Raw genomic sequence first — 9,514 nt, 5'->3', positions numbered from 1 at the left:
CTCGGATGCTTCGCGCGGGGCTACTTCTTCAGCTTCGTCTTCAGCACGGTCAGCAGTTGCTGGTTGTTGATCGGCTTCTGGAAGACGCCGGCCAGCCCCAGCTCGGCGTAGTCGATCGTGACGTTGAGGTTGTCGCCCACCGAGCTGAGCATGTAGACCGGCTTGGTGTTGCCGGCGGCCTTGAGCTCCTTCACGAGGCTGGTGCCGGCATCCACCTCTTCCATCATCAGGTCGACGATGATCAGGTCGGGATTCGCCTCTTTGTACTTGCGCAGGCCGAGCTCGGCGCTGCGGGCCTCGACCATCACGTAGCCGTTCTTCTCCAGCACCAGCCGCATCGCATCCAGCAGGTCCTGATCGTCATCGACACACAGAATCACATGCTTTCCGTCTTGCATCAGTCGTCCCCGAGCGGCGTCGCCGCGGCCAGGGCGGCGTCGGCGACACCTGCGCTAAAGGTGCGTGTACGTAGAAGGGGCTCGATAAACTCCAGGGCGGCGGCGAGGTTCGCCCGGGCCCGCTCCGACAGGCCCTCGCCGAACTCGTTGAACTCGTATCCCCGAATGCCCAGCAGGTAACCCGGCCGGACAGCGCCGAACAGCTCCGCGGCCAGGCCCAGCACGGCCTGGGGCGCGACGCTGTGGGAGCTGAAGCTGACGACCGCCTCCGGCGTGAGCTCGGTGAAGGAGAACGGCTCCGCGCCGTGGCAGTCGGCATCGACGAACACGACGACGTCGTGCGCGGCGACCGCGGCGGCGTCCTCGACCGTGAGCTGATAGTCCATGTCAATCGTGACGCCGGGGAGGTCCAGCGCTGCGAGCGCGGTGGCGAGGGCCGGGCCCAGGCCGTCGTCGCGGCGGCCGGGGTTGCCGTAGGCGAGCACCAGAACCGTTTGCTCCAGCGGGTTCATCCGCAACTCCGTGCCACGGCTGCAGAGCAGTGGCACACGGGACGCCATTACATTCCGCGGGCCCGGCTGTCCACCACGGTGCCGGCGCTGTCGATCAGCTCGACCACGAGCGGCATCTGACCCAGGGCGTGCGTGGCGCACGAGAGGCACGGGTCGTAGGCCCGGATGGCCACCTCGATGTGGTTGAGCAAACCCTCGGTGATTTTCTGGCCGCTGAGGTGGTCGCGGGCGACCTTCTGCACGGCGCGGTTCATCGGCTCGTTGTTGTTGGTGGTCGAGACGATGAGGTTGGCCATGACGACCTGGTCGTGCTTGTTGACCTTGTAGTGGTGGAAGAGCGTGCCGCGCGGGGCCTCGATCAGGCCGACGGTCTCCTCACGCCGCTCGCCGCGGGCGATGAGATCGTTGCCCTGCAGGTCCTTGTCGTGCAGCAACTCGCGGATTTTCTCGATGGAGTGCAGCAGCTCGATGATGCGCGTCCAGTGATACGCCATCGAGATGTTGTTGGGCTTGCCCTTGGTGACGGCCATGAACTCCTTGCGGGCGGCCTCGGCCAGGGGCGTGTCGATGAAGTCGGCGGTGTTGACGCGGGCCAACGGGCCGACGCGGTACCAGCCGTTTTCCGGGCCCAGCGACTTGATGAACGGGAACTTCATGTAGGACCAGGGGCGGACCTCTTCGGCGATGTAGTCGGCGTACTTCTGGTAGTCGACGTGATCGAAGATCTTCTGGCCGTCGAAATTGATCGCGCGCAGGCCGCCGTGGTACAGGTCCATGGCGCCGTCGGCGCGGATCAGCGACAGGTGATTAGAATCGAAGGAGCCGAAGGGGGCCAGCTTCTCCAGGTGCTCAACGGTGTAGTCCTTGCAGAGTTTCAGGGCGGCCTGCGACCAGGCGACCATCTGCTCGACGTCCTTGAGCAGTTCGTCGCGCTCCTTGAGCGAGAGGTTCTTGTTGATGCCGCCCGGGATCGCGCCGGTGCCGTGGATCTTCTTGCCGGCGGTGCGGAGGATGACCTCCTGACCGTACTTGCGCATCATGACGCCCTGGACCGCGAGGTCGGGGTACTTGGCGGCGACGCCGATGACGTTGCGGATGGCCGGGTCGGCGTCGAAGCCGAAGAGCAGGTCGGGCGAGACCAGGTGGAAGAAGTGCAGGGCGTGCGACTGGAAGAACTGCCCGTAGTGCATCAGCCGGCGCATCTTCTCGGCGGTCGGCGTGAGGTTCTCGCCGCCGACGATGCGGTCCATGGCCTTGGCGGCGGCCAGGTGGTGGCTGACGGGGCAGATGCCGCAGAGGCGCTGGACGAGCACGGGCACTTCCCAGAAAGGGCGGCCCTGGATGAAGCGCTCGAAGCCGCGGAACTCGACGATATGCAGGCGGGTCTGCTGGACCCGGTTCTGGTCGTCGAGCAGAATCGAGACCTTGCCGTGACCCTCGACGCGGGTAACGGGCTCGATGACGATGCGCTTCAGGCCTTTGGTCGTGGATACCACGTTACGTCCTCCATGCGGAACGGTGACAAGGTAACGAGGTGACAAAGCAACAATGGGTGCCTGTTCGTTGCATTGCGGTCAATTCGCCAACACGGCCCACATTGTCACCTTGTCACGTTGTTACCTTGTTACGTCAGTCATACTTCACAAGCTCATATGGCAGCGCGACCGGCTTGTCGCTCAGCAGCGCGACCAGGGCCTGCCAGAGCGTGTCCGCCGGGGGCGGGCAGCCGGGCAGGTGGTAGTCGATCTTCACGACCTCGTGGCACGGGTAGACGCGGTTGAGCAGCAGGGGCAGCTCCGGGTCGTTGGGGATCTGCCCGCTCGGGTTGTGCACCGTCGGACCCTTGAGGTACGCCTCCTCGTAGCATTCCTGCAGCGGGAGGTTGTTCCGCATGGCCGGGATGCCGCCCATGATGGCGCAATCGCCAACCGAGATCAGGATGTCGCAGTGGGCGCGGAAGTCCTGCAGCACGCGGACGTTTTCCTCGTTGCAGCAGCCGCCCTCGATCAGCCCGACGGCGCAGCGCCCGCTGAAGGTCTTGATGTCGTCGACCGGGGACTTGTCGAAATCGATCAGCTCGACCAGCTTGAGGATGCGGTCGTCGATGTCCAGCAGGGACATGTGGCAGCCGAAGCAGCCGGCGAGGGAGGTGGTTGCGACCTTGGGTTTGGCCATGACAGATTCCTTCGTTAAGTCAGAAGTGCAGGCGCGGCGCAACCCGCGCGATGCCGGAGTTCCCCGGCTTCTGACTCATGACTTCTGACTTTTGACTTTCTACTTTCCGCATGCGGTCTCGATCTCCGATCCAATCGGCTTGTGATCATAGAGGCGCTGGCCCACCGGCACGGCGTAGCCGACGCGCTTCTTCAGGATCGCGCCGACCGGGCAGGCATCAACCGCCTGGTCGCGCACGTCCAGCTTCGTGTCCGCCAGGCGGGCCTCGGCGTTGACGGCGATGCGCTTGTGCGGGCCGCGGCCGACGAAATCGAAGACGTGCTTGCCGTCCAGGTCGCGCGAGGAGCGCACGCACCGGCCGCAGAGGATGCAGCGGTTGCGGTCGATGAAGACGTCCGGGTGCGACGCGTCCACGTCGCGCTTCGGGAAGAGGTACGGATACTTTGGGGCCGCGATCCCGAAGCGGTACGCCAGGGCCTGCAGCTCGCAGTTGCCGCTCTTCTCGCAGAACATGCAGAAGTGGTTGCCCTCGACGAACAGCATCTCGATGAGGTTGCGGCGCAGGGCGGTCAGCTTCTCGGTGTTGTTCTCGACGACGATCCCGGGCGCGATGGGCTGCGTGCAGGCCGACTGCGGCCGGCCGTTGACCAGTACCGTGCAGACCCGGCAGCTCCCGTGGGGCGCGAGGCCCTTCTTGTAGCACAGGCGCGGGATATAGACGCCGGCCTGCTGCGCGGCCTCCAGGATGGTCTGACCCGGCTGGCCGGTAATCTCTTTGCCGTCGATGATGAACTCGATCGTTGCACTCATAACGGTTCCTCGTGGACGCCGGACCCGCGCGCCCGGCGTGATCAGCTATACGTGGGCATGCTCCGACTTGCGGCCGACGAGCGCTTCGGCCTCGCCGACGGCGGCGAGCAGATTAAACGCGGGCTGCAGGCCGTCGGTCCGCTTCTTCACCAAGGCGTTGTATGTGGCACGGAAGTTCTTCAGCGTGGTCAGGACCGGGTTCGCCGAGGTCTGCCCCAGCCCGCAGCGGCTCATGGTCTTGACCGTCTGGCCGAGGTCCTGGAGGTACTCGATGTCGGCCGGCTCGCCATGGCCGGCGATGATCTTGTCGAGCCGCTCCTTGAGCAGCACGTTGCCGACGCGGCACGGCGTGCAGTAGCCGCAGCTCTCCTCGATGAAGAACTCCATGAACTTCTGCGCGACTTCGAGGACGTTCCGCTCCGGCCCGAAGACCATGACCGAGCCGCCCGTGGCGAGATCGTCGTAGCAGATCGTGCGATTGAACTCTTCGCGGGCGACCATCTGGCCGCTGGCGCCGCCGACCTGGACGGCGAGGGCGTCCTCGCCGCCGCAGAGCTTCAGCACGTCGGCGAGCTTGATGCCGAAGGGGACCTCGAACACGCCGGGGCTCTTGCAGTCGCCGGAGATGCTGAGCAGCTTGGTGCCGGTACTGCCCTGGGAGCCGTGCTCGGAGAAGGTGGCGGGGCCTTCCTCCAGGATTTTCGTGACGCAGCAGAGCGTCTCGACGTTGTTGACGACGGTCGGGCGGTCGAGATAGCCCTTCTGGGCGGGGAAGGGGGGGCGCGTCTTGGGGTCGCCGCGGCGGCCTTCGCAGGAGCTGATCAGGGCGGTTTCCTCGCCGCAGATGTAGGCTCCGGCGCCCATCTGGATACGGATATCGAAGTTGAACCCCTGCTTGCCACAGATGTTGTTGCCGAGCAGGTGCTCGGTCCGGCGCTGCTGCAGGGCGTGTTCGAGGAACGCCCGCAGGTAGGCGTATTCGCCGCGCAGGTACAGGATGCCCTCGGCGGCGCCGACGGCGTAGCCGGCGATGGTCATGCCCGCGAAGACGCGGTCGGGGATTTCCGTCAGGATCACGCGATCCTTGAAGGTGCCGGGCTCGCCCTCGTCGGCGTTGCAGATGATGCAGCGCTGGTCGCCGGGGGCGGCGCGGGTGAATTCCCATTTCATGCCGGTTGGGAAGCCAGCGCCGCCGCGGCCGCGCAGCCGCGAGGTTTTGACGGCGCGGATGACTTCGGCGGGGGTCATGGCGATGGCTTTGCGGATGGCCTCGCCGCGGTTGGCCGGGCTGAAGATGACCGGGCCGCGCTGGCGGATGTTGTTCAGCACCATGGCGCGGACGAGTTCGTGGGCGTTGTTGCCGTCACCGTGGCGGTGGATGAGGCGCTGCGGGTCCATGTGTTTGCGCAGGTCGCGGATGATGCGGCGGGCGGCGTCGCTGGAGAGCTCGGTGACGACGACGTCGTTGATCAGGGCGGCGGGGGCCTGGTCGCACATGCCGATGCAGGCCGTGGTTTCCAGGGTAATCTTGCCATCGGGCGTGGTCTCGCCGATTTGGATGCCGAGCTCGTCGGCGAAGGCCTGGGCGACCTCGCGGGCGCCCTGCATTTCATCGATGACGTCGTTGCAGAGCCGGATGACCACGTGGCCCTTGGGGCGGCTGGAGAGGAAAGTGTAGAACGAGACGACGCTCTCCACCTCCACGCGGTGGACCGACGTTTCCTTCGCGATCAGTTCCAGCGCGGGGCCGGAGACACAGCCGAACTTCTGCTGCACGGCCCGGACGATGTCCATCATGTGCGTGCGGTCGCGGCCGCAGGCTTGGCAGATCGCACGGACCGTGGCTTCGAGACTTTCGCTCATGGACAACCTCGACCTTTCGAGTCAACTACTCGTGTGTGACAGGTTCGCTCGACTAACTGCCTGGCCGGCGCTGGTTCGACGAGCGCTCGGCGTCGATCGCCCCGCAGCGCTGCTGCTGCACCCAATCCAGCCAGACGGTGATACCCTGGCCCGTCTTGGAAGAGAGCTCGACCACCGGGGCCCGCGTATTGATTCGAGATAGATCCTCATACACTTTTCGGCTCTGGTAGTCAAGAATGCCGAGCAAATCCACCTTGGTCAGGAGAATGACATCGGCCGGCTGAAACAGCGTGGGGTACTTGGCCACCTTGTCGTCGCCCTCCGGCACGCTGAGCAGCACGGCCCGCCGATGCTCGCCGAGATCGAACCCCGCCGGGCAGACCATGTTGCCGACATTCTCGATAAACAGGTACTCGATTTCCTTGAGGTCCAGGCTGTCCAGGCCCGCCGCGACCTGCGTGGCGGTGAGATGACAGCCCGTGCCCGTGTTGATCTGGGTCACCTGCGCGGTGAGCGCGCCCAGCCGCTCGGCGTCGCGCGTGGTCTGCAGGTCGCCGACAATGACGGCACAACACCCGGGGCGCCCGAGCGCCGCGATCGTCTTCTCCAGCAGCGTCGTCTTCCCGCTGCCGGGGGCGCTCATCAGGTTGATGGCCAGGATGCCGGCGGCGTCGAGCCGCTGCCGATTGGCCTGCGCCACGGCATCGTTGGCTTTCAGCACGCTTTCCACCACGTTGATTTTCATACGGCGACCCCGTCCTGGGTTTCACACGTCACGGTGCGCAGCACAATGTCCCGGCCGGCCAGCAACTCGACATCCGCCTGGCGACACCGCGGACAGGCGTAATCGTCGATCGCCGCCGCGTAGCGCACGTCGCACGCGCGGCAGCGGGCGACGAGCCCCTCTTCCACGATCGTCAGTGTGGCACCGGCGGCGGGCGTGTCGGTGCTGGTGGCCTCGAACGCCAATCGCAGCGCCTCGGGCACGACCTGCTGCATGACGCCGCAATGCACCTCGACGGCGGTGATGCGCGTGGCGCGCTGCTCCGCGGCGATGCGCTGCAGTTGATCGACGAGCGCGGACGCGATCGAGAACTCGTGCATCACGACACCATTCGGCACTGCTCAAGAGCAGTGGCACACCCGCGCGGTGCGCAGATCAGCAGATGCGCGGCAACTCCTCGCCATACGGGCGCTGCACGACGCGGCGCCCGCCAGCGCGGGTCATCAATTCCACCAGGGCCGGCGTCGTGTCGACCACCCGGCCGATCAGCGCGGCGTCGCGGCCGAGCGGATGGGCGCGACAGGCGCGGAGCGTACGCTCGGCGTCTTGCTCGGCAACGACCACGACGCATTTTCCTTCGTTCGCGACGGTCAGCGGGTCCAGCCCGAGCATTTCCGCCGCGTGGCGCGCCGTTGCCGACAGCGGCACGCGCGCTTCGTCAATTTCCAGACTCAGGTTGCGCCCGTCGCAGATGTCGGCCAGCACGCCCGCGACGCCGCCGCGCGTCGCGTCGCGCAGGAACTTGATGTCGCCGCCGGCGTCGAGCAGCGCTGCAACGAGGCCGTTGAGCGGCGCGACGTCGCTCCGCAGACTGGATTCAAATTCAATCCCGTTGCGGACGGACATCACCGCCAGGCCGTGCTCGGCGATCGGACCGTTCACCAGGATGGCGTCGCCCGGCTCGATGCGTTCCAGACCGAGGCGCACGCCGGGACGCAGGCGCCCGACGCCGGCGGTGTTGATGAACAGCCCTTCGGTCGGCGTGCCGCCCGGGGCGGCCGACGCGCGCCGTTCGATGACCTTCGTGTCGCCGGTGACGATCTCGACGCCGGCCTCGCGGGCGGTGGCGGCAAGTGTGGCGATGACGCGGTCCAGCACCTCCAGTGGGAGACCTTCTTCGAGGATCAGGCCGAGGCTGAGCGCGAGCGGGGTGGCGCCCATGACGGCGAGATCATTGACCGTCCCCGCGACGGCCAACCGGCCGATGTTGCCGCCGGGGAATTCGAGCGGCGTGACCACATAGGAGTCGGTGGTGAAGACGACCTCCCCGGCGGACCAGGGGAGCACGGCGCTGTCGGTGAGGGCGGCCAGCCGCTCGTTGCGCAGGGGCGGCAGCAGATGATCGCGGATCAGCCGTCCCATCAGCTCCCCGCCGCCGCCGTGGGCGATGACCACGCGGTTTTGCGTCCCGGTGCCGGCCGTCTGCATGCTCATCCGTGCCTCCCGGTTTGCACCGCCGCGCGGTTGTACTTGTACCACGCCGCGCAGGTGCCTTCGCTGCTGACCATGCAGGGGCCGATGGGGTTCAGTGGGGTGCAGGCGTCGGCGAAGGCGGGACAATCGGCCGGCTCGGCCTTGCCGGTGATCACTTCGCCGCAGCGGCACAGCGGGTGGTTCTCATCTGCGCCGAGCTGGACACCGAAGCGTTCCAGGGCGTCAAAGCGTCGGTAAGGCGGCGCGAGTTCGAGGCCGCTCTGGGGGATGGTGCCGAGCTCGCGCCAGGCGGTGTCGGCGGGCACGCAGACTTTGGCGAGCAGATCCAGCGCGACGCAGTTGCCGGCGTCGGTGACGACCGCGGAGTAGACGTTCTCGATAGCGGCCCGGGCCTCGCACACCTGTCGCACCAGGGCGACGAGCCCGCGCAGGATCTGGTCCGGCTCGAACCCGGCGATGACGACTGGCCGGTGGTGCTCGGCCACGATCCGCGCGTACGCCGCCGCACCGATGATCACGCTGACGTGCCCAGGCGCGAGGAAGCCGTCGAGCGGCACATCGCCCGCGTTGAGCAACGCGCGCATCGCCGGGACGACGAGCTTGTGGCACATGAGGACGCAGAAGTTCTCGATTCCTTCGCGATCCGCTTCGAGGACGGTCGCGGCGGTGGCCGGGGCCGTGGTCTCGAAGCCGACGCCGAGGAAAACCACCTGGCGGTCCGCGTGCTCGCGCGCGAGATCGAGCGCGGTGCGGGCGGAGTTGACGACGTGAATCGTGGCGCCCTCAGCTCGCAAGCGCTCCAGGCTACCACGACGACCGGGGACGCGGAGCATGTCGCCGTAGGTGGCGAGGATCACGCCGGGTCGGGCCGCCAGCTCGATCGCGGCGTCAATGTGGCGCTGGGCGGTCACACACACCGGGCAGCCGGGGCCGCTGACGAGCCGCAGCTCGGGCGGCAGGAGCCCGCGCAGCCCGGTGCGGAAAATGGCGACGGTGTGGGTGCCGCAGACTTCCATCAATTGGATGCGCGGCTCTCGGCCGCGACAGAGCTGGCGCAGGCGGGAGACGAGTTGCGGCGCAGCGGTATTCACGAGGCCTCCCCGCCCGGCTCGTCCCCGGTCGGATCGCCGAGTGCCTGCTGCAGGTAGTCCCAGGTCTCCCTGGCTTCGGCCTCGTCAAGTTGCGTGATGGCGAAGCCGGCGTGGACCAGCACCCAGTCGCCGACATCAGCTTCCGGGGTCAGCACCCTGCTGACCTTGAGCTGGTTGCCCTGCAGATCGACGGTGGCTTCGTCGCCGTGGCACGCGATGATCTGTCCGGGGACCGCGAGACACATGGGGCTATGCTCCGGATCGGAAGATGGTTCGGGAGCCCGCACGCCGGCGGGATGACCCGCGGCAGCGCGCAGCGACGGTTTGTGGAGGAGAGGTTCTCGGCAGCACGCGGGCGGTTGTCAGCGGCGGTGCGCACATGTTGCGTTCATCGGCTCGGCTGGCTGGTCGAACTGCAATCGACAGACCAGAACAAGAGCGGGCATT

Annotated in this window: 11 protein-coding genes; all 11 read right to left on the bottom strand. The window is 66.8% G+C overall.

What is annotated here, in order from left to right:
• Positions 1-20: 20 nt before the first annotated feature.
• Entirely contained in the window at positions 21-398 is a 378-nt protein-coding gene (locus tag KA383_00690; GenBank protein ID MBP7744616.1) for a response regulator, read from the bottom strand.
• The gene (locus KA383_00685) at positions 398-910 is read right to left on the bottom strand and encodes a hydrogenase maturation protease (GenBank protein ID MBP7744615.1); all 513 of its coding nucleotides are present in this window, start codon (positions 908-910) and stop codon (positions 398-400) included. The genes KA383_00690 and KA383_00685 overlap by 1 nt, the downstream gene beginning before the upstream one ends.
• 47 nt (positions 911-957) lie before the next feature.
• A complete protein-coding gene (locus KA383_00680; protein MBP7744614.1) occupies positions 958-2,385 on the bottom strand; it encodes a Ni/Fe hydrogenase subunit alpha in 1,428 nt (475 codons plus the stop codon).
• A 154-nt stretch (positions 2,386-2,539) separates the two neighbouring features.
• Positions 2,540-3,085 carry an NADP oxidoreductase gene (locus KA383_00675; protein ID MBP7744613.1) on the bottom strand — a complete coding sequence of 182 codons (546 nt, stop codon included), beginning with the start codon at positions 3,083-3,085 and terminating at the stop codon, positions 2,540-2,542.
• A gap of 99 nt (positions 3,086-3,184) precedes the next feature.
• A complete protein-coding gene (locus KA383_00670) occupies positions 3,185-3,895 on the bottom strand; it encodes a (2Fe-2S)-binding protein (protein ID MBP7744612.1) in 711 nt (236 codons plus the stop codon).
• 45 nt (positions 3,896-3,940) lie between these two features.
• The gene (locus KA383_00665; protein ID MBP7744611.1) at positions 3,941-5,758 is read right to left on the bottom strand and encodes an NAD(P)H-dependent oxidoreductase subunit E; all 1,818 of its coding nucleotides are present in this window, start codon (positions 5,756-5,758) and stop codon (positions 3,941-3,943) included.
• A gap of 52 nt (positions 5,759-5,810) precedes the next feature.
• Positions 5,811-6,503: a hydrogenase nickel incorporation protein HypB gene (hypB, locus tag KA383_00660; protein MBP7744610.1), complete on the bottom strand. Its 693-nt coding sequence runs from the start codon at positions 6,501-6,503 to the stop codon at positions 5,811-5,813.
• Complete coding sequence (locus KA383_00655; protein MBP7744609.1) at positions 6,500-6,862, bottom strand: hydrogenase maturation nickel metallochaperone HypA; 363 nt, start codon at positions 6,860-6,862, stop codon at positions 6,500-6,502. The genes hypB and KA383_00655 overlap by 4 nt, the downstream gene beginning before the upstream one ends.
• A gap of 55 nt (positions 6,863-6,917) precedes the next feature.
• Complete coding sequence (gene hypE / locus KA383_00650; protein MBP7744608.1) at positions 6,918-7,976, bottom strand: hydrogenase expression/formation protein HypE; 1,059 nt, start codon at positions 7,974-7,976, stop codon at positions 6,918-6,920.
• Positions 7,973-9,067 (bottom strand): hydrogenase formation protein HypD, encoded by a 1,095-nt coding sequence (hypD, locus tag KA383_00645; GenBank protein MBP7744607.1) that lies wholly within the window; start codon positions 9,065-9,067, stop codon positions 7,973-7,975. Before hypD ends, hypE begins: the two co-directional genes overlap by 4 nt.
• Positions 9,064-9,312, bottom strand: a complete 249-nt coding sequence (locus KA383_00640; protein MBP7744606.1) for a HypC/HybG/HupF family hydrogenase formation chaperone — start codon at positions 9,310-9,312, stop codon at positions 9,064-9,066. The genes hypD and KA383_00640 overlap by 4 nt, the downstream gene beginning before the upstream one ends.
• Positions 9,313-9,514: the final 202 nt, after the last annotated feature.

This window comes from Phycisphaerae bacterium, assembly GCA_017999985.1.
Lineage (GTDB): Bacteria > Planctomycetota > Phycisphaerae > UBA1845 > Fen-1342 > JAGNKU01.
This window is presented reverse-complemented; position numbering and strand designations above follow the sequence as displayed.

Bases quoted from the DNA above. Each gene is read 5' to 3' on its own strand.
- hypE (MBP7744608.1), bottom strand. From the start codon at position 7,976: ATGAGCATGCAGACGGCCGGCACCGGGACGCAAAACCGCGTGGTCATC.
- KA383_00690 (MBP7744616.1), bottom strand. From the start codon at position 398: ATGCAAGACGGAAAGCATGTGATTCTGTGTGTCGATGACGATCAGGAC.
- KA383_00675 (MBP7744613.1), bottom strand. From the start codon at position 3,085: ATGGCCAAACCCAAGGTCGCAACCACCTCCCTCGCCGGCTGCTTCGGC.
- KA383_00640 (MBP7744606.1), bottom strand. From the start codon at position 9,312: ATGTGTCTCGCGGTCCCCGGACAGATCATCGCGTGCCACGGCGACGAA.
- KA383_00665 (MBP7744611.1), bottom strand. From the start codon at position 5,758: ATGAGCGAAAGTCTCGAAGCCACGGTCCGTGCGATCTGCCAAGCCTGC.
- KA383_00670 (MBP7744612.1), bottom strand. From the start codon at position 3,895: ATGAGTGCAACGATCGAGTTCATCATCGACGGCAAAGAGATTACCGGC.
- hypB (MBP7744610.1), bottom strand. From the start codon at position 6,503: ATGAAAATCAACGTGGTGGAAAGCGTGCTGAAAGCCAACGATGCCGTG.
- KA383_00685 (MBP7744615.1), bottom strand. From the start codon at position 910: ATGAACCCGCTGGAGCAAACGGTTCTGGTGCTCGCCTACGGCAACCCC.
- KA383_00655 (MBP7744609.1), bottom strand. From the start codon at position 6,862: ATGCACGAGTTCTCGATCGCGTCCGCGCTCGTCGATCAACTGCAGCGC.